A 21,370-nucleotide genomic window follows, 5' to 3' on the forward strand; every position below is an offset into this window, starting at 1 on the left:
TCAATGTTCAGCTTCGGAAAAGCCTTGCTCTACCAGAACGCCGCGAATTTTTTCTGCGGTTTGTTTGAGCACGTCACCATCGGCCGGTTTGGCAAACGCAAAACTCAAATCATCCATTGAATCCATAGGCACCAAATGAATGTGGGTGTGCGGCACTTCAAGGCCCGCAATCATCAACCCCACACGAGTGGATGGGTAAGCAATTTTTAACGCGTTGGCAATGTTGTGACTTACTTGCATAAGATGTGCAGCCAGTTCGAGTGGTAAATCACTCCACTGATCAACTTCTTCACGCGGAATCACCAATACATGGCCTTGGCGAATAGGCTGAATCGTTAAAATCGCAACTGACTTATCGTCCTTCCAGACAAAATTCCCGGGGATTTTCCCTTCCATAATCATGGTAAATACACTGGCCATAGGTCACTCCTAACAATAATGTTTAATACACAGCAATGCCGCGTCGCAATAATTCACGCGCGAGTATTTCATCAATTTGATGGATATTTTCATCGCGGAATTCGACGTAAGCAACTTTGTGCTTTTTGTAGAGCAGGTTTTTTTCCAACTCACCGCTAATCACCGCAGCACGGTTATTTTCCAGACCGAGTTCATCGGCCCAACACTCGATACAAAGCTCGGCGTCGGGCACATAAAAATCGGCGACTGCAGAATCAAGATCCCATAGTAGAATGTAATCGCGCGCATGAATAACACGTGTCAGGTACAACCAATTATCAATCCGGCGCTGCACGTTATTATTCACACGGTGGCCATCCAGTGTTGCATGGCCAGCCAAACCATCATCGCCAGTAATTTGTAACAGCGATGCAATAAGCTCAGGCTCATCCAAAATGGTTTCCGGCCAGGTGACAAACGGAATGCCCGACTCTGCTTCCTGCTGCTGTCCGCCAAGATGCTTGCCTTTGGCCGTTATCAACCAGCCGCGAATATGTTTTTTGATCAGATTTTTTTCGGCCAGTAACAAATTTACCAAGCGCGCGGGAATATCCCATTTGTGCGCAAGGTTGGTCGCACTTAACGGCGCTTCTGGTAACAATTTTAATAAAGGATGATGCTGGATGGATTCCGGCCAGGCGATGTATTCACCGTATTTGGGATGGTTGACGTAAATACCGCCTTCAAATTTTCCTTTTTCGGTCAGTTGCCAGTGGTTATCCACTTTCACAATCCAACCTCCCGTGGTTAGCAGGATAAACAGCTCTTTGCTTTCTTTACCAATCAAGCGCGCAAGCGCAGTGGTGGATAATGCCTTACTGGAAATATGTCGTTCAGCCATGATGAAATCCTTCAATCGAACAGAGAGTTTAACCAGCGTGAGTGATAAGGCATAGGCCTATAGGCAGGATTCTGTCTGCCAGCATTTGCGACACACATCAAAATTTATCTGGCCTTAAAAGTCACAAACGCCTATACTTCGCGCTCTTTCAGTAGCCCCCTCTCTTGATCGTGAATGTCTTGCCTTGGGGTGACTGATATGCAACTTGTTTACGCGGACTGGAGTTCGCTGGTTGCAACAGCATCTGCCCGGCAGATAACACGGGATTCCGTTGATTAAATCGCCCTTTACGACTGCATTCGTGCCCTGGCTTTTTCAAGCTAATTTCACACGCAGCCGAAACTTTGTATGTACGCCATACGCTCAGCGATCCGATCATCGCCCCCACTTTATGTGTTTGCACATTCACTATTATCTGACCTCAGGTAATGCTTTTCGCAAACACCCATTAAAAAACGAATAAAAACCATCACATCTACTTCTTGGGTACCCATCGCATCGGGCATTGCCTTGCATTGTGTACGCTGAGTGTTGTGTCGGTTTTTTTTATGTTTATTGCACAGGTTAATACATGTCTGACCCTATTATGTTTACCGATTTATCCCTTTCCGCGCCCGTTTTAAAAGCCATTCAATCCGTTGGTTATGAAGTGCCCTCACCCATTCAGGCAGCCGCTATTCCGGTTTTACTCGAAGGTGGCGATATTCTGGGTATGGCGCAAACCGGTACCGGTAAAACTGCAGCCTTCGCGCTGCCTTTGCTCTCCAAACTGGATCTGAGCCAAAACGACCCACAAATTCTGGTCCTTGCGCCAACACGTGAGTTGGCCATTCAGGTGGCGGAAGCGTTCCAAAAATACGCCTCTGAAATGCCTGGCTTCCACGTGCTGCCAATTTATGGCGGACAAGACATGACCAGTCAATTGCGCCAATTAAAACGTGGTGTGCACGTTGTAGTAGGCACACCTGGCCGTGTGATGGATCACCTGCGTCGCGGTAGTTTGAACCTGAACAATCTGAAAAGTCTGGTACTCGATGAAGCTGACGAAATGCTGCGCATGGGCTTTATCGATGACGTTGAATGGATCCTGGAACACACACCGGCAACTCGCCAAACTGCACTGTTCTCAGCAACTATGCCGCGCGAAATTCGCAAAGTGTGTGACAACTATTTGCGCAACGCCAAAGAAATTAAAATTGCCAGCACCCAATCGACTGGCGACAACATCGAGCAAGTTTACTGGATGGTCAGTGGCACCAATAAACTCGATGCATTGACCCGTATTTTGGAAGTTGAACCCTTCGACGGCATGATTATTTTCGTGCGTACCAAAACCGCTACGGTTGAGCTTGCTGAAAAATTGGAAGCACGCGGTTACTCAGCATCGGCATTGAACGGCGACATGAACCAACAATTGCGTGAGCGCGCGATTGATCGTTTAAAAACCGGCAAGTTGGATATTGTGATTGCAACGGATGTTGCTGCGCGCGGTATCGACGTTGAACGCGTGAGCCATGTGGTGAACTACGACATCCCTTACGATAGCGAAGCTTATGTTCACCGTATTGGCCGTACCGGCCGAGCTGGCCGCAGTGGTAAAGCAATTTTGTTTGTTGCCCCACGTGAAAAACGTTTGCTTTATACCATCGAAAAGGCAACCAAAAAGCCCATCACTTTGATGGAATTACCAAGCGGTGCAACGGTTACTAAACATCGTATCGATCAATTTACCCAGCAAATTACCGATACCTTGAAAGAGCAATCCGATTTATCGTTCTTCAATGATTTGCTCGCAGAATACAGCCACAAAAATGACGTTTCCCCAGAAGAAATTGCATCTGCTTTAGCGTATTTGCTGCAGCGTGAACGCCCGTTGCAAGTGAAGTTTACCGATGTAAAACCCGAGCGCAGTGAACGCCGTGATCGTGATGATCGTGGCGGACGCGATGATCGTGGTGGTCGTGACGGCGGCCGTGATCGTGGTTCACGTGAAGATCGCCCACGCCGTGATCGTGGCGATGAAAATATGGATCGCTACCGCATTGAAGTCGGTCGCAACCATGAAGCTCGCCCGGGTGACATTGTGGGTGCAATTGCTAACGAAGCGGGAATTGAAAGCCGTTACATCGGTCACATCAAATTACACGATGAATTCTCGACTGTTGATTTGCCTGCTGGCATTTCAAAAGACGTATTGGCAAAGCTGAAAAAAGTACGCGTGCGCAACCGTCCATTGGAAATTTCATTGGATACCGGCCCGCGCGGCGGCGATGATTTCCCTCGTGGAAAATCCAAGCGTGACTTTGGCCCAAGAGAAGGTGGTGGCCGTGATAAGCCACGCTTTAACGATCGCGACAACGCCAGTAAAAAATCCGGCTATCGCCCAAAGAAATTTGATTAAAACCGTTTCTTGTTAAGTTGTCAGGCCAATAACCTGGCAACTTAAACTCCCTTGTCGCCCTTGCATGAAAATGTCAGGGCGATTTTTTTATTCTTCAAAACGTAATTTTCCATTCACTGCGTTATTAACACGCTCCATTATTTGCTCGGATTCAGATGTTCCACCGCAGGATGTCATATACCAATTTTGCACTTGACCTAATTTGGGCACAGATGAGCGCAAACACTTACCTCCCCCCAAATCGACGATAGTTGCACCGGATGGATCTGTGTGAGTTTTCGGCCCTGCATCTGCCCGCTGCAATTCAGGCTTGCGCTCTTCCTCTTGCAGACGTTGCCGCAATCCGGGATGAAACACATTCGTTGCGATACCACCCGTTGGTGTCGTTTGGTGAGCGCTGTTATTGCTTTGGATAATATCGCGCAGCTCTTCTGCAGTGAGCGGCTTAAGGCCTATTGCTTTTGTTTCTGATGCTTTTGTTTCTGATGCTTGCGTTTCTGGTATTTCAGGCTGCTGGATAGAGTCTTCCGGAGGAGGGCTTGTGGGCGATACTTGTTGGGTTGGAGTTATCTCCGCTATTGGAGCCGGTGCCACCTCCTCTGCGACAGGTTCTGGTGTGGGCAACGTTTGAAGCTGAATCGATAATGTTGTTGACTCAGACTTTTTAGGCGCTACAACACCCTGCCTCCAATTCACCAACAACATCACTGTATGGATTGTGCAAGACACAATAAGACCCAGCACCAAATAACGCAGCGATTTTTTTGTTGCTTGCGATGCTTCCGGTGAAATCGCATACGCAACCTGAGCGGACAAATGGGAAAGATCAACGTCCCTTTCATCAGGGTTGATAGCTAACATACTTGTAGTGCCATTAAGCGCAAAGCGCGAAAAAAGAAAACCAGTGATAAAAACTGTTCTCTAGACCAACAAGTAGGTTAAAAGTTCGTGCGCTTTACTCCCGTTTCATTTCACCCTATGCAAAGAGACGGGAGCCGCCACCGCAATGGTACAGACTGATTGACCGAAATACTGTTTTACCTCTTTACGCTTGTTGCGGCTGATCGCCACTTTTAATCCATTCGTCATCACACAATAAGCATCCGTTGTGGTGATATGTACTTTTACAATATGTTTTTTGGCAACCCAATTGGCGCGATGCACTTGCATTCCACACTCCGCCAAGGCCTCAGCATAATATTTCAAACTTCCCAGAATCATGGTTTTTCCAAGCGTGGTGTAAACGTTGAGATAATGTAAATCAGAAGAGATGGCGATTATGTCCCGCCCGAGCACCTCTGGCAGACGTTCATAGAAATGCTCCAAACGTTGTTTACGCTCTTGTGCTTCTTTTTCAAATTCATTGTCGCTGTTATCCGGAATATCCGGCTCTGTTTCGTTTAATAAAGAAGGCTTATTTAGCAGATACGGCAGATTTACCGCATACCAACTTATCAACATAATCGGCGTCACATTCACAAACTCAACAAGGATTGCCTGCCACCACCCTTGGGCTGCAAACATATCCAACCCATCATCAATTAGCTCCGGAGGGTAAAGCAATTCAACTGCCCAATAAAACGGTGCCGCCATAACAGAACCTATGATGCCCGTGATTCCCAAAGAAACCACCGTAGGTAGTTTTGCCAAACGCCAAAAACGTAAGCAATAACTCGCCAATAAAATGGCAAGCAAACCAATCCCGATATGCAATACCCAAAAACTGAAACGTGCAAACAAACCCAAGCCAGCTGATATCCGAGGTTCAACCAGAGTAAAAAGTAGACTTAACAACACTGCCACCAGCAGCATACTGGTTCTAATAGGTGCCGCGCCAAGTACCGTTCCATTTAGCAACATTTTCTTAATACCCACCAGTTACTACTCATTTAGTTACTACTTATTTAGTTACTACTTATTGTGCAGTGATTTTTTTGAGTCGATGCAGGTTTTTGTACAAAGAGTCACTTTTATTCACCAATTGCTCACAACTCCCTGGATCACGAACAACTCCAACGCAAGCTGCTCAAGGTTATGTTGATCGAGCTAACGGATCAAAACACTGCGAGTTATGAAAAATATCAACATTTCATGTAAGCCAGTGAAATAAAACCGGAGTGGCTACGTATAGTCCAGACGAATACCTATTTCCTCATCCACTTGCATCGCGAGAGCACTCAAGGAGTTGTTTCAATTATGTTTCACCAGTCCATCAATCCATTACACAGCTTTACCCGGGCACTCTTGCCGCTGATGCTTGCAGGCTATGTATCCAACGCCTGCGCTGACACCGGAAAAATTCGCCTGACGGTGATCGACGCTACTACGCAGCGCCCTATTCCCAACGCGACTGTCACCATAGTATCGCGCGCCGGTGCGACAACAGAAACCCGGGCAAACGCACAGGGTCTGCTGCAAGTTGATGCACTGGATGCCGGGCTTTACACCTTGCTGATCAATCACCCGAATTACCAACCTGTGCGCCTGCCACGTGTAAGAGTGTTAGACAGTAAAACAACGCCAATAGAAACCAAGCTGGCTGGCGTTAGCACCGGAGTGGAAGAATTATTGGTTGTCGGCAAAACTATGGCCGGCAATCCACTCAACGCCGCAGGAACCAGCTTTATTGATCAGGAAGCATTAAATAGCGCCGCGGGTAGTGGCAGCGATGTATTGCGTTCGCTGGATGGATTGCCCGGCTTGTTTGGCGATGGTGAATTCTCCAGCTTTACCGTTCGCGGTAATGGCCCGCGCGATAATTTGATTTTGGTAGACGGCATTCCGTTCGATAAGGTGGTGCACTTTAGCGATAGCTTTGGCGAGCAAGAAGAAATTGAAGGCGGTGGGCGCTATTCAGTATTTGCGCCGAACACTATTGCCACTGCGGAATTTCAACCTGGCGGCTGGAACCCTGCCTACGGTGGGCGTGCTGGCTCCCTGTTAAAACTGAATGTCGCTGAGGGTAACCCTGACACGCCATCCTATCGTGCACGCCTGGATATTGCCGGTATCGAAATTGGTTACGATGGGCCCAGCGGATTTCACGACCAAACCTCTATTTTATTTTCCGCGCGAAATTACGACTTCGGTCGCTTGTTTGAAACAATCGGTCTGGATGACATAGGCACACCTAAACTTACCGATGTGATTTTTAAATCTACCAGTGAACTTGGCGATAAGGATCAATTAAGTTTTCTGGTAATTTACGCTCCGGAAGAATATCAACGCACACTCGATAACGTACTCGCCTCGGATGAGGATGAGCCAGGTAATTACGAAGATGTGGAACTGGTGGATAGTGAGGCTGACAACAGCCTTATTGCGCTGACATGGACTCGTCTGATCGGAAGTGATGGTGAACTCACCAACCAAATTTATATGCGTAATTATGATGAGCGCAGTACCACTGGCGAGGCCTATCCGGATTTGGTTGAGGCCGATTTGGAAGGAATGGATCCCCCACTCGACACTACTCCAGTGCGCAATAATATTCTTCGTTCCGAAGCAGAAGAAAAAGAGCTCGGGTTACAAACGGATATTGAAACAAATAATAGATTCGGGCGTTTATCGAGTGGCCTGCGCATCACCCAAGTTGATTTGGCATTCTCCCTGAATTTGGCAGATGACTGGATTCGCTACACTTACGATCAAAATGATTACCGTGAAAATCCTGAGCAAAAATATGTCGTGCTCACGCCAGAGGCAATTAACAACCGCTATACGCAAACGGAAACCAATTACGCCCTCTATGCCAATCAGGAATTCACGCTCGGTGACTGGAGCTTCCGCGCAGGTGCGCGCTATGACCGCGATAATTTTTCCGATGAAAATCTGGTCTCACCCCGCGCAGGAGCCACTTGGCTAGTCAACAACAACCTTCGTATTACAACGACCGCAGGACGCTATTTTCAGTCTCCTCGGTTTAATGACCGCGCGAGCGATGCAAACAATAGCCAGCTGGAAAACGAGATCATCGATCAAGTCAGTGTAGGGTTTCTCTATCGCTGGGAGAATAATATTGAATTGCTGATCGAACCCTACTATCAGGATTTGCACAATCTTGTGGTAAAAGAAGACAGTGTTAATCAAACACTGGACAACACAGGTGAAGGAAAATCTTATGGCGTTGATACGGGAATTACACGGTTGTTTGATAATGGCTGGTCAGCGAGCATCAATTATTCCTACAACGATGCGCGCGTGCGCGATTACCCAAGCGCAACAGAATACGATGCCGATTTCAATCGCCCACATATTGTGAGCATCGGCGGCGTATGGGAAATCAACCAGCGGTGGAAATTATCATCGCGATGGAAATGGGCATCTGGAAAGCCTAACGACGCTTACATCATTCACAGTAATGTATTGGGTGATGGACAACCGCTACGCTATTCACGCGAGACTATCGCCATTAATACTGACAGATACGGCAGTTACAGTTCGCTGAATTTTCGTGCGGACTATTTGCGCACATTTGGCCAAACCAATGTAATTGCGTTTGTCGATGTAATTAATGTGCTCGGCTCGGAAAACCCTGGCAATTCTGATTTTAACGAACGCAGTGGAATCGAGGAGGTTGAGGAGGGAGAAGCATTGCCTATTATTGGGTTAATGTTTGAGTGGTGAGATTACACAGATTTATCCAGCGGCTGATTAAAACATTCCGCATCAGCCGCTGGATTTTATAGCGTTTGCTTTTTCTACAATATCGGGTTACTCATCAAACATCTGGATCATATAGCCATCTTTCAAGGCTTCTGCCATCGCTTTATCTGCAGCGATAACACGTGGATCACTGGTAAGGTTACTCGGCACCAGCTTGCGGTTTTCAATATCGATTTCAGTAAACCCGGCGCGCATCAAATACAATTTGCACAAATGTTCTGCACCAAATAAATCCTTGAAATTGATATACACAATAAAAGGCACCATTTGGCCTTCTTTAATATCATCAAACGCTTTTTTAGCGCGGCCATTAACGGAAAAAATATACATAGTCTGTTCCTTTAATTAGATGGTCATTACGACACGTAATGCATCCAAGCGGATGTTGGCTTGCCCCAAAAAGTGCTGGCTTGCAGCCAAACGCTGTTGCAAATAATCAATTTCTTCCTGACGCACATTGGGGTTTACGGCTTTCAGCGCTTTCATACGCGACAGTTCACCGTTTAATTGCTCCGTCACTTTTGCAGTTGCTTCAGCAATTAATTCCGCTTGTTTTGCGGCGGTAATTTCTTCCGCTTTTTGTACCATTGTTGTCAGCGTCGGGCGCGCATGGCGAACCAGATCCTGCGCATTATTACGCGGCACTTTCTGCAACAACTTGCTCAACTGGGTAATGCCGAGCACGTTAGATAAATCTTTGCCTTTATCATCCAGCAGCACACGCAATAACGATTGTGGCATATAGCGGAACAACTGCAACTCAGCCGGTGCCGGGCAATGCAACACAAAAAGCGCTTCCAGCATCAAAGTGCCCGGTTTCAAAGGTGGCAACTTCAATGTACAAAACGCTGTGTTGCCAAATTCACTCAGTGAAATTAAATCCTGCGCACCATAAACCAAGGGGTGTTCCCAAGTCAGGAATTGCATGTCTTCACGCGAAAGCGCTTGTTGGCGATCATAGGTAATCGTTAAGCCACTCTCGGGTAATCCGGGAAACTCGGCGATGCGCATATGATCACTCGGGTGCAGCACTAAACTCTTTTCGCTGTGTTTTTCATAATCGATGCCAAAGCTGTCAAACACCTGCTCCATATAATTGGGCAGCGCTGTGTTGATGTCGTTATCAGCCAGTGCATCCACCAAGGCTTGCGCCTGCGCGGGCTTGCATGAATTCAACTCAAGTAAACGGTCACGCCCCTGCTGCAATTGTTCAACCAAATTATTGGCAAATGTGCGGGTTTCGGCGGTGAGCGCTGCAAATGCGGGCTCATCATTACTCACCAATGCAGGTAATAAACGTTCGGCAAACTGCACATAAACGGCCTGCCCAATCGCACAGGTTTTTTCAAAGGCATTAAGCCCTTGGTGATACCAATCCAGTAATTTTTCTTGCGCAGAATGCTGGTAGTAAGGCACATGTACATTCACGGTGGCCGTTTGGCCGATGCGATCCAAACGGCCGATACGCTGCTCCAGCAAATCCGGATTAGTGGGTAAGTCAAACAACACCAAATCTTGCGCGAATTGGAAGTTGCGCCCTTCGCTGCCAATTTCAGAACATACCAACACCTGGGCACCATCTTCCGCTTCGGCAAAGTAAGCAGCAGCGCGGTCGCGTTCAATCAGGCTCAATCCTTCATGGAATACGGCGGTTGTGAATCCTTTACGCAAGCGCAAATATTCTTCAAGTGTTTGTGCGGTATCGGCGCTTGCGCAAATCACGACGGTTTTTTTACGACGATGTTGACGCAACCATTCAACAAGCCAGGTTACGCGAGGATCTTGCACCCACCAATCGCTATCGGTTTTTTGTTGCCAGTATTGCTCCGCGCAAATTTGCGCGGCCAATGGTTGCGCTTGCAGCGCCGCAACATCGTCTTGCTCCAGAGTCAATACATGTGGATGCAGTTTACGCTCGGGAAAACCGGCAACTGAATTGCGCGTATTGCGGAACAACACGCGGCCTGTGCCGTGGCGATCCAGCAAATAACTGACTGCAGTATTCAATGCAGCAGACAAGCTCTGGCTTGTTGCAACACCTTGTAATTCACTCAAGGTTTCTGGCGGTAAATAATCCGCTAATGCGTTTGTGATGGAAGCCGGAATGTCAGCAGCCTGCTCTTGCCCTTGCTGTAACAATTGCTGCACCAAATCATTTAATGGTTGATAGGCTTTTTGTTCATGAATAAATTTTTCCAGATCGTAATAACGATCCGGGTCGAGCAAACGCAAACGCGCAAAATGACTTTCCAGCCCGAGTTGTTCCGGTGTTGCGGTCAGCAGCAATAAACCTTTGGCTTTTTTCGCCAGGCCTTCTATGCAGGTATAAGCTTTGCTCGGTTTTTTTTCTGACCATTGCAAATGGTGGGCTTCATCTACCAACAATAAATCCCACTCCGCTTGCACTGCTTGCTCGTAGCGATAATTATTTTTGGTGAGAAAATCGAGTGAACAAATAATTAATTGTGCGGTTTCAAATGGATTGCTGGTGTCAGCTGCTTTTTCAATATCATCTTCAAAATCATCGATGTAATCGACCGATTCTTCAACACTATCCAAACCGACCAATGCATTACAACGCGCTTCATCCAGCAGAGTAAATGCCAAATTAAAACGGCGCAGCATTTCAACCAGCCATTGGTATTGCAAACTTGCGGGCACTACCACAAGCGCACGCTTTACACGGCCACTCATCAACTGTTGGTGCAACACCAACCCTGCCTCGATGGTTTTACCCAAGCCCACTTCATCGGCGAGCAATACCCGTGGTGCGTGGCGTTGTGATACTTCACTTGCGATATACAACTGATGCGGAAGCAATTGCACGCGCGGCCCCGCCAATCCAAAAATCGATGATTGGCGATGCAGGTTTTGATAATGCAGTGTTTGGTAGCGCAGCGTGAAATGTTCGTGTCTATCGATTTGCCCCGCAAATAAACGGTCGCGCGGCGTGCTGAATTGTACAAAGCTGTCGAGTTCAAACTCGGGGATGGCCAGTTCTGTATCGTCTTTGGTGAGGCCCACATACATCAAACATCCCGCTTGTTCGACGATCCGGGTGATGGTTATTTTTGTGCCGTCCTGATGACGTACTTTTTCACCCACTTCATATTTCACGCGGCTGACAGGTGCATTATCCATTGCATAGGTGCGCCGCTCGCCCGCCGCGGGAAAACTTAACGTCAAGCGACGGTTAGACACATCCAGAACAATTCCCAACCCCAAATCCGCTTCAGATTCACTGATCCAACGCTGACCGATAACAAACCCACCTGTTGACTGCGACTTACTCACTCAAATACCTGCTTATCGAATACACGAGCATTGCTCAAGGAAAATTCAAAATGTTAAAAAGGCGCGCATGATACTGTTTTAGAGGCCACAAAACCAAAAAATTTGGCTGTTTGCGACGGGGCTTTTCTATAGAATCCCCTTATTAATCACACAAATGGTAGCCCTTATGCACATCACTATGCCCGATGCCCAAAGTACACTCTACCTCGAACAATTAGTGGCCAAATCCAGCTTTTTGCGTTTGACCACCAGCAAAGCCCAGTACCCTGATTACCCCGGTGCAGGACTTCCATTACTGGTAGTAGAAACGGGATTGTGCAGTGCGGTTATCGCACTGCAAGGTGCGCATTTACTTGAATTCAAAACCACTGACGGCGACCCGTTATTGTGGCTGAGCCCAAATTGTGATTTCACCCCCGGCGTAGCACTGCGCGGCGGGGTTCCTTTGTGCCTGCCTTGGTTTGGTGTAAACCAAACTGACCCGACCAAACCCAAACACGGATTTGCGCGAAATAACTATTGGTCTTTGGGCGATGCCCATCTTTTAAGTGATGGTTCCGTCGAGCTGGAATTTTTATTTTTAAGCGATGCAAACAACCTCTTTCCGTACGATTTTTCTGCAGAGCTACGCATGACCTTAGGCAAGAGTGCGAAACTGGAGCTCACGATAAACAACACTGATACGGAAGATTTTGATTGCAGCTGGGCGATGCACAATTATCACCGCGTGCGCAATTTAGCTGATGTGCGTGTGTTGGGTTTGGCTGACAGGGATTATTTAGATAACTTTGAGCAACACGCTAAAAAACACCAAACCGGCGATGTCAGTTTTCCTGCGCCAGTAGACCGTGTTTATCCTGCAGTAGAAAACCCGGTCATCATCAAAGGCTCGCCCTCGATTGAAATCACCCATCACAATTGCCCAAGTGTTGTCACCTGGAATCCGGGGGCAGAAGCGGCTGCGGGTATCAAAGATATTGGTGCAGGGAACGAGCAATTTTATATCTGTGTAGAGCGTGGTGCGGTGTTGGGGGAGAAATGGCATCTGCCTGCAGGCACAAGCCAATCAGCGTGGATGGAATTCAAACAAATCGACTAATTCAACATACTACTTCAACATACTATTTCAACATACCATGATTGCAGGGCATTGCTGCCCTGCTTGTTACATCCTTGTCGGCCATTTGTTTGGCAACCACCTCCCTGTTGATCAACCCGAACAAAAACTGCTTAAACGGTCTTGCGCGATTTACGCAATCTCACCAACCCTACCAAACCCAATGCACTCATCAGCAAGCCCAATACTGAAGGCTCCGGTACATCTACAGGTGGGTTAACCACCGGAATATCGTTGATTACAAACGAATTGTTGTAGGAGTAAAAATGTGCGTTTCTAGCACCTGTAATGGTGAAGTGCGCATAGGATGTCAGCCCTGCACCAGAGTGATCAATCGACTGGTTGAAATCCAAACTGGGCACAAATGGACTGGTATTACTAAAGGCATATTGCTGGCCCCACACCACATCACCGTTATCGGCCAAGCCTCTCTGTTCAGTCCAGAGCAAATCCTGCCCGGCATTTTGGGTGGATAGCTGATCAAACAGGGTTTGGCGACCGTAGGATGTTGCATCAATATCAAATGTCACACTATGCCCATTAACGGTAACCGTATTGGTGAATGCAGGACCAAAGCCGGACATCTCCTGAAAAAACGAATTACCCGAAGCAATTGTCCATTGGGTTGGATCGGTATTGGCAGTGATGGATTGGGTAAATGACAGCCCCACCAAATTCAGACCGGGGGTTCCAAATACCCCCGTATTATCAAACCCATAATCAATGGTCCCCGAGAAGGTGACCATCCACGCCGAGGCGTCTAAAGCACATGCACTCAGTGCAAATGCGGCAAACAGTTTCTTCATTTTCATAAGCCCTACCCGATAGATCTAGTTTTGGTTGATAAAACATTTAAAAAAGGGGCCGAAGCCCCAAATGCAAGGAGTCAAACTCCTTAACAGCACGACGTTATAAGGATTTCAAAAACGCCTGTACGGCGGCTTTTTGCGTTGGAGAAAGTGCGTTGTAGTTGGCGCGAGAGTTTGTCCCTTCGCCACCATGCCATTGAATAGCTTCCTCGATAGTGCGTGCGCGGCCATCGTGTAGGTAACTTTCTTTAGGTACACACACTTCCTGCCCATCCAGACCGAACGCTGGCGCATTGCCACGCACACCAGTCACACCACCGGTTACACAGGCCGACACACCCAATCCCCACAAAGGCGCGGTACGCCACTCGGCACCAGACGCTTCACCTTCGCCAAGGTTATCGGCCATTTCAGGCCCCATGTCATGCAACAGCAAGTCGGTGTATGGCTGGATAGCCTGGCTGCGTAACTCGGCGAAAGCTGCATATTGGCTGGTCACATAGCTGGGTGTATGGCAACCCTGACAGCCAATCGACTCAAACAACGCCTTACCCTGGATAACTTCAGGCTTGTTGTAATCGCGTTGGCCGCGAACACCCAGCAGTGCAACGTATTTGACGAGGTTATCCAGATGCTGATTGGCGAGCTCTGATCCACTCGAACCACAATTGGTTTGGCTGGAACCACAATCAGGATTCGGCATTACGCTGGTCATTACCCCCATATCGGTATTAAACGCAGCAGCAATTTGGTGCTTGAGGCTGCCCGCCCCCGCTTTGTAACCAAACCGGCCAAGACGGGTTTCACCCGTCACAGGGTCAATTACCCGCTGCGCTTTACCGGAAATGCCATCGTTGTTGCTGTCATTGACATCTTCATTCGCGAGAATGGCTGATTCGGGAATCGCTTCAAGCAGCCCCATACCGACCAACTGCGGAGCAAGACGAGCAGAGAAAGTCTCTGGCTGTACACCAGTGAATTGATAGTTAGGCTTACGCAGGCCGTTCATTTCGGTCCAGGAAGCAATAACGGCAGCACCTTCGCTGGTTTCACCGCCATTTGCCAAAGGCTGGAGCACCTTGCCCAATAACGGATGAGTGTTACCCAGCTGATCGCCTACTTTGAACACCCACTTATCCAAAGACTGCCCAGTGCCCGCCACTTCAGCACGGCCATTGCGCTCGTGACAATCGGCACAACGATCATTGATATAACGGGTACCCGCTTTACCGACCATTTCAGCAAAAACACCGTTCTCGCTGCTTTCATCGTGAGTGCCATCGACAAAAGACGTGTGGTGTACACGGCGACCCAGTACAAATGGCTGGCCATTCTCGTAGCCCAAATTGTTGGCCATTTGTTGGAAGTGGCCGTCTGGCTCAGCGGTCATCTGCACATGCAATGTGGTATCGCCACCCAAACGGGCGCTGACTGGCAGCGGGATAGAGTCGCGTTGTTTGAACAAGCCGCCCACGAATGCATTGCGGTCAGTGACATCCCAGGGAACCAAGCCTTGGCCTACGATGTAAAGATAGGTAGTGCCGTAGTAGTTATCACGTCCACGCAGTACGCCGTTTTTATCGAGGAACTGGCTAATTTCGAATTCCATTTTGTCGCCCATCTGGATAGCGCGACCTTCGCGGCAGTTCCAGCTATCTTCTTTGTAGTAGTGGAAGCGGCTATCACCGGGCACGTTGACGCGCTGCATAACCCCATTGCCACAGTATTCGGCCAATGTATTGCGGCCGACGTACCACCAACGGTTTTCTGCTTGCGCGAAATCCAACAGCCCTTCGGCGCGCACATTCATCGCGATTTTGGTACCACCTTTAGCAACGTAATCGACGATCTCAATCGCTGCAGTGCGCTGCTCCCAGTAGAAAGTCAGGTAATGATCGTATGCCTGGAAGTGATTTTCTTTCGCGTGACGGTCGCGGCCACGGTCGCTAATACGCGTTACCAACGCATCGCCACGGTCATATTGGATGACTGGTTCAAGCGCTGTGCTTTGGTTGAATAACGGAGTGATGTTACCCAGAGCGATGCTGCTCGCCACGCTGCTTGAGCTGCTTGCAACAGGACTTGAACTCGGCGCAACACTGGAACTGGGAACACTACTGGAGCTTGGCGCGATACTGCTGGAGCTTGGTGCAGCACTGCTTGGCTGGGAGGATGAACTTAAGGCTCCAAACGTAAAACTGGCCATTGCGGTTTCGCGGGCAAAACCGGCTGCGGTATCCCAGTAAGTACAGCGATAACTGATTTGGTTACCTGCACTCAACCCGTTGATCACATAGCTATTATTGCCACCGGATTGGTTCATGCTCACATTTAACTGACCACCACCATTAACCGAGTAATGCAAGGTTGCCCAACCGCTGGTTGCCACATTGACGGTGGCACTGCTCGCGCCGGTTTGCTGGATTTGGCAAATGCCGTTTGCAGCCGAACTGCTCGAAGCTGCGCTCGCACTGGAGGGAGCCACTGAACTTGGTGCTACAGAGCTGGGCGGTGCTATTGAACTGAGAGCTATCGAACTGGGAGCTGACGAACTCGTTACAGAAGAAGGTACTGAGCTGGAAGATGAGCTACCCAGAGTAAAAGTTGCCCAAGGCGAATCCACCGCAAAACTGCCATTAAAATACGTAAAACGATATTGGATCGTCGCACCGGCGGGTAAATTGGATAGGTTTACAACCCTGCGACCATCTTGTAACACCATAGCCACATTGAGCTGGCCGCCACCGTTGATGATGTAATGAGCATCTGCCCAATGAGTTGTATTCACATACAGTTGGGCGGCTGTTGTACCCGTCTGGGAGATACCAGTCACACTGGCAACCGACGAAGCAATACTGGAATTATTGGTTTGAGCTGAAACGATGGGGGCGAATCCTGTTGCGCACGTAACGGTAGCGATCAGGGCCAAACCACCCAAAGACAGTTTTTTGCGCAAAGACAGTTTTTTGCGATTGATTGATAGCCTATTCATAAATTACCCCGGTGCCTTATGTCGTTATTAACAGGGAATGTCGTAAACGTGACAGCAGGCAGGGGGTAAGAGAGGATGCGCCACCGAGACTGCTTTCACAGTTTTATGCTAACAGCCAATATTTTTTTGTCGTCTCATTCAACGCAGCAGCAGCGCATGAAACCAAATTCAGCTAATACTTCTGCGCTACAAAAATAAAACCAAATTATTTCAATCACTTAATAGAACTTGAAGCGTTACCAGTACTGTGTAGATACCACACAACAATACCTATAACGATAAAGTGGCACGAGGTTCATCAGCAGAAAAACATGACTTGAGACTATGCAAGGCTCAATATAAGGAGCGCTCTGTGCTAGAGAGCCCCCAATTGCAAATAAAAGTTGAAATCCCCCTCAAACGTAAATCCATAACCTAAGTACAGGGGCCCCAATGGGGTTTCCCCTCCCAAGTACACCACAGCCGAGTCCAACCATTCATCGCCCGTTGTTATGGTGTAGTTTGTCTCCAGTCTTGCAGCTTCCAAACCCAAACCCAAGCGCATGTCGCCGTTTAAGCCCAGCGGCATACGGCCAACAATACGCTCGGCACGTAGGTGCGCATAGAGTGCATCGTCACCCAGAATCTGGTTGCGGGCATACCCGGACATATTAAGAAAACCACCGAGCATCACGGCATCATAAATAGGCAGTTGACCTGACAATGAGGTGATATGTGAAGCACGAGCCCCCACTACAAATTGGTCCAATTTGTAAGCGCCACCCAAATCGAGTGTTAATTTTTTATAGGGTTCAAGATCTTGATGGGTTTCAAAATAGGTGATGTCAGCGCGCCACCCATGAGAGGGAAAATACAACCGATTACGGCGGTCCAAATGGATTTGAAATAAAGCACCACCATAGGTATTGCTGACATCGGGCAAAACCACAGCACTAAGATCAGCTTTACCATCTACATCATACTCACGCCACCCCAGCTTAGCCTGTCCAAAACTCCCCAAATTGCGCCCAAGCATCAGCTCGGTGTAAGCAGTATCCAGACGATAATCCGCAATGCGGTCGTCATCGATAAAAATACTGATGTCATCCCTGCTGCTGAAATAAACAGGCTCGATAAAATAGCTTTGCTGGTAATTGAGTGGCTGATAAAAATCCAGCTTTATCGATGGTCTGCCACCCAAATCCATGGTGGCAAAAAACTCGCCCCCATATGCATTGAGCCAGGTATTTCGGTAAGCGCCACGAAAATTAAAGTTGGACCCTAATCGATATTCGTTATCAATCGAAAATCCGAAAATGAAATAATCCGATCCTTGTGGTTTTTCGCGTGCATTGATCTCAAGGACGTGCCGATCGTTTTCTTTAACTATCCGATAATCCACATTTTCATAATAACCATCACCGTAGGTACGAATCAGGTCACGCTCTAATGACACGCGATCCAAAGGCTGATTCGCTTCTTGATGTATTTGTCGCATCACAAAATCAGGATGGATACGTTTGAGTGGCGCAATGACAATTTCATCGATATGCACAGCGGGAACATCCTGCTCCTTATAGTCGCGTTTCCATGCACTGTACTCCTGTTCACTGACCGCCCACTGTTTCAACAAAGACAATTGTTGCTCGGCAGCAGACTTACCAATATCGGCCGCCTCCTCATATCGGGCAAAGTCAGACGATTTTATATCGCCTAACTCGGGGGCTATATAAATGTCATTGCCTGTCAGGCTTGCTAAGGAGCGCTCGACATTTTGCTTGGTCAAAATGCCGATCATCTGCACAGTCACGCTCAGCAGGGAACCTATGTTATCCGGTGAGCGCAAAGGAGAACCGACGTTCACGGCAATCACCCGCGTGGCTCCGCACAACTCACGGGCTACCCCTATGGGTAAGTTATCAACCAATCCACCGTCTACCAGCTTGCGCCCCTCATACTCTACAGGAGCCATTAAACCCGGCACGGACATGCTCGCACGCATCGCCTGGGTCAAACTTCCCTCGCGAAATACAACTCGCTCTCCGGTGCCTATATCTGTCGCCACTATGGCCAACGGCATGGAAAGTTGTTGGATTTCACGCTCCCCTAAATCAGCATCTACCAATTGATTAAAGAAGAGCTTTATCTTTTCCCCTGCAACCACACCGGATTGCAATTGAAGCCCCCTGTCCGTCAACCCCAATTCAGTGCCCGGCAAATAGCGTTGGCTGACGTATTTTTTGCGATAACTCAACTGCGAGTAGTCAGCAACATCCAGAAAAATATCTGTCCAATCCGCTTCCGCAAGCTTTTTACGCATCCGTTTTGGCGATAACCCGGCCGCATAAGACCCGGCGACCAACCCACCCATACTGGTACCTACGACGCAATCGACCGGGATGCGTTCGCGCTCAAGCACTTCAAGCACACCTATATGGGCAGCCCCCCTTGCACCGCCGCCGCCCAGCACCAATGCTGTACGAGGTACAGTATCGTGCGACTCCACCGATGCTTCTGGATGAGCACCCAGATCAGCATATGCATCCCGACTGGAGGCGAGCACAAAAAAAACAATCACCCGAACAAACCTATTTTTATACACAGTGCGTCCTTTGAATTCCCAGCCAACAAACTATTCGTGAGATTGATACAACAATCCACCTAACACAAGATCCGGCAAAAATTTCCATTTTTAAACTTAACCGGGCGATCACATCAAGATCATTTTTTAACCTCATAAAATGCTTTTCGGATAATCAAGCTAACGCAAATAAAACAATTAAGAGGATAGTTGTTTCTAAAAAAAGCTATTTTACGGAATGAGAGAATATAAATTTTCGTTTTTAGCTATGCAAACATATTATTTTCCTCATTAAACGTGAAAAAACAGCAAAATTGTCTTTATTTATCCTGTTTATTAAAAAAACCATCCCACTTTTTAGTTGTTTTTCGTTAGAATGGCCTCGTATCGTTTTCTCCAGGAATAAATCATGCCTAATATCCAAGTCGATGACCTGAATGTGGTCTCACAAGAACTGCTGATTTCCCCAGCAGAACTCAAGAAAAAAATCCCGCTGACAGAAAAAGCCCGTGAAGTTGTCACCAATGGGCGCGAAGTAGTGCGCAATATTCTCGATCGCAAAGACCATCGCATTTTTGTCGTAATTGGCCCCTGCTCTATTCACGATGTTGCAGCAGCGAAAGATTACGCCCAACGCCTGAAGAAGCTGGCTGACGAAGTAAGCGACACTATCTATGTAGTCATGCGCGTCTACTTCGAAAAACCTCGCACGACTGTAGGCTGGAAAGGTTTGATTAATGATCCATACCTGGACGATTCTTTCAAAATTGAAGAAGGCTTGCACATTGGTCGCCAGTTACTGTTGGATATTTCGGAAATGGGCTTGCCAGCCGCAACTGAAGCGCTTGACCCTATTTCGCCACAATACCTGCATGACTTGATTAGCTGGTCTGCGATTGGTGCGCGCACTACTGAATCGCAAACACACCGTGAGATGGCGAGTGGCCTTTCATCTGCAGTAGGGTTTAAAAATGGTACTGATGGCGGCCTGACTGTCGCTATTAACGCCCTGCAGTCGGTATCGAAGCCTCATCGTTTCCTCGGTATCAATACCGAAGGGCAAGTGGCGATTATCCACACACGCGGCAATAGCTATGGCCATGTCGTACTGCGCGGAGGTAATGGCAAACCCAATTACGATTCCGTCAGTGTCGCACTCTGTGAGCAAGAATTGGCCAAAGCCAAAGTGGTGCCTAACATCATGGTAGATTGCAGCCATGCAAACTCCAATAAGAACCATGAGTTGCAAACACTGGTTATGGAAAATGTGGCCAATCAGATACTTGAAGGCAACAAATCCATTATCGGCTTGATGGTAGAAAGCAACATCGGAGCAGGAAACCAAAATATTCCGGCTAACCTGTGCGACCTAAAATACGGGGTATCGGTTACAGATGCTTGTATCGATTGGGAAACCACCGAAAAAGCCCTGCATAAAATGCGTGACACTATTAAGGCGGCACTGCAAAACAGAGCCAACTCTTAATCGATCACATTAAAAATTTATTGCAACTTATTGATTGAAAATAAAAAAGCAGCCTATGGCTGCTTTTTTATTTCATTTTTGAGAACCACCACACCAAAAAACTGTTAAATTTATCGACATTTAATTACCTCCAGCTATGGTTTTTTAACCATGTGACTGTTAGATTTTTACTGCTCAGGACAGCCAGCAGTCGCCGGATGCAAATAGAACAATAACCTACACGCTACGGAGCAAAAGATGGCCTCTCCTCTACCAACCCAACAATTTACAACGCGATCGCAAAACACCCACACTTTTGATGTGGCTCAGGCTGTCGAGCGCGGCGAGTTTGTACTAAGCCTGAGTACCATGCTGGGTTGTGACTACATTTTTGTCAGCCATAAAGGCCCTCATGAATTACTCGGGTCCAACCGGCTTGAAACCACCATCCGTGAGCTTCTGGATATTCTTGAAACATCGCCTTACCAAAGCATGGTTGTCAGTGCAGACGAGCTTGCAGATGGTCAGCTGGTATTTACACGTTACGACTATAAATGGGAAAACCGCCAGGTTACACAAGTTGCTCCCACACGGATTACCAGCCCGGATCAAGCAGACTTTATGCAAATGATGTTTGATTGCAGTACAACCTGCTAATCACCACTGCTCAAAACGGTGCAGTCAAACCCGTTCCTTTTTCTCACTTCAAATACACAATGACGCAACTGACGAAACTTTTTGCCTGAAGAAAGATCAGAACTTGGCAG

General features: G+C 47.8%; 14 protein-coding genes. 5 read left to right on the forward strand and 9 right to left on the reverse strand.

The window, feature by feature from the left end; genetic code table 11:
• Nucleotides 1-420 carry an HIT family protein gene (locus VC28_RS06535; RefSeq protein WP_049629936.1) on the reverse strand — a complete coding sequence of 140 codons (420 nt, stop codon included), beginning with the start codon at nt 418-420 and terminating at the stop codon, nt 1-3.
• 22 nt (nt 421-442) lie between these two features.
• Nucleotides 443-1,300, reverse strand: coding sequence for a hypothetical protein (locus VC28_RS06540; RefSeq protein WP_049629937.1), 858 nt, complete (start codon nt 1,298-1,300; stop codon nt 443-445).
• A 571-nt stretch (nt 1,301-1,871) separates the two neighbouring features.
• On the opposite strand from VC28_RS06540, the gene VC28_RS06545 reads away from it, so the two are divergent.
• Nucleotides 1,872-3,701 carry a DEAD/DEAH box helicase gene (locus VC28_RS06545; RefSeq protein WP_049629938.1) on the forward strand — a complete coding sequence of 610 codons (1,830 nt, stop codon included), beginning with the start codon at nt 1,872-1,874 and terminating at the stop codon, nt 3,699-3,701.
• Between the two features lie 87 nt (nt 3,702-3,788).
• Here VC28_RS06545 and VC28_RS06550 read toward each other — a convergent pair whose 3' ends face one another.
• Both VC28_RS06550 and VC28_RS06555 read right to left on the reverse strand, forming a co-directional pair.
• On the reverse strand, nt 3,789-4,562 hold the full coding sequence (locus tag VC28_RS06550) for a hypothetical protein (RefSeq protein WP_049629939.1): 774 nt from the start codon (nt 4,560-4,562) through the stop codon (nt 3,789-3,791).
• Between the two features lie 105 nt (nt 4,563-4,667).
• Nucleotides 4,668-5,576 carry a LytTR family DNA-binding domain-containing protein gene (locus tag VC28_RS06555; RefSeq protein WP_156184295.1) on the reverse strand — a complete coding sequence of 303 codons (909 nt, stop codon included), beginning with the start codon at nt 5,574-5,576 and terminating at the stop codon, nt 4,668-4,670.
• A gap of 321 nt (nt 5,577-5,897) precedes the next feature.
• On the opposite strand from VC28_RS06555, the gene VC28_RS06560 reads away from it, so the two are divergent.
• Nucleotides 5,898-8,327, forward strand: coding sequence for a TonB-dependent receptor (locus VC28_RS06560; RefSeq protein WP_049629941.1), 2,430 nt, complete (start codon nt 5,898-5,900; stop codon nt 8,325-8,327).
• Between the two features lie 87 nt (nt 8,328-8,414).
• Here VC28_RS06560 and VC28_RS06565 read toward each other — a convergent pair whose 3' ends face one another.
• Both VC28_RS06565 and rapA read right to left on the reverse strand, forming a co-directional pair.
• A complete protein-coding gene (locus VC28_RS06565; protein WP_049629942.1) occupies nt 8,415-8,696 on the reverse strand; it encodes a hypothetical protein in 282 nt (93 codons plus the stop codon).
• Nucleotides 8,697-8,711: 15 nt separating this feature from the next.
• A complete protein-coding gene (rapA, locus tag VC28_RS06570) occupies nt 8,712-11,660 on the reverse strand; it encodes an RNA polymerase-associated protein RapA (protein ID WP_049629943.1) in 2,949 nt (982 codons plus the stop codon).
• A gap of 166 nt (nt 11,661-11,826) precedes the next feature.
• Between rapA and VC28_RS06575 the strand changes: the two genes are divergently transcribed.
• A complete protein-coding gene (locus VC28_RS06575) occupies nt 11,827-12,759 on the forward strand; it encodes a D-hexose-6-phosphate mutarotase (RefSeq protein WP_231591666.1) in 933 nt (310 codons plus the stop codon).
• A 131-nt stretch (nt 12,760-12,890) separates the two neighbouring features.
• On the opposite strand, the gene VC28_RS06580 is transcribed toward VC28_RS06575, so the two are convergent.
• The 3 genes from VC28_RS06580 to VC28_RS06590 all read right to left on the reverse strand — a co-directional run bounded on the left by VC28_RS06580 (nt 12,891) and on the right by VC28_RS06590 (nt 19,135).
• Nucleotides 12,891-13,589, reverse strand: coding sequence for a PEP-CTERM sorting domain-containing protein (locus VC28_RS06580; RefSeq protein WP_049629945.1), 699 nt, complete (start codon nt 13,587-13,589; stop codon nt 12,891-12,893).
• A gap of 97 nt (nt 13,590-13,686) precedes the next feature.
• Complete coding sequence (locus VC28_RS06585; protein WP_049629946.1) at nt 13,687-16,578, reverse strand: di-heme oxidoredictase family protein; 2,892 nt, start codon at nt 16,576-16,578, stop codon at nt 13,687-13,689.
• 355 nt (nt 16,579-16,933) lie between these two features.
• Complete coding sequence (locus VC28_RS06590) at nt 16,934-19,135, reverse strand: patatin-like phospholipase family protein (protein ID WP_231591667.1); 2,202 nt, start codon at nt 19,133-19,135, stop codon at nt 16,934-16,936.
• Nucleotides 19,136-19,547: 412 nt separating this feature from the next.
• Here VC28_RS06590 and VC28_RS06595 point away from each other — a divergent pair, with 412 nt between their 5' ends.
• The gene (locus VC28_RS06595; protein ID WP_049629947.1) at nt 19,548-20,624 is read left to right on the forward strand and encodes a 3-deoxy-7-phosphoheptulonate synthase; all 1,077 of its coding nucleotides are present in this window, start codon (nt 19,548-19,550) and stop codon (nt 20,622-20,624) included.
• A gap of 237 nt (nt 20,625-20,861) precedes the next feature.
• Entirely contained in the window at nt 20,862-21,260 is a 399-nt protein-coding gene (locus VC28_RS06600; RefSeq protein WP_049629948.1) for a hypothetical protein, read from the forward strand.
• Nucleotides 21,261-21,370 lie beyond the last annotated feature (110 nt).

This window comes from Cellvibrio sp. pealriver, from assembly GCF_001183545.1.
GTDB lineage: Bacteria > Pseudomonadota > Gammaproteobacteria > Pseudomonadales > Cellvibrionaceae > Cellvibrio.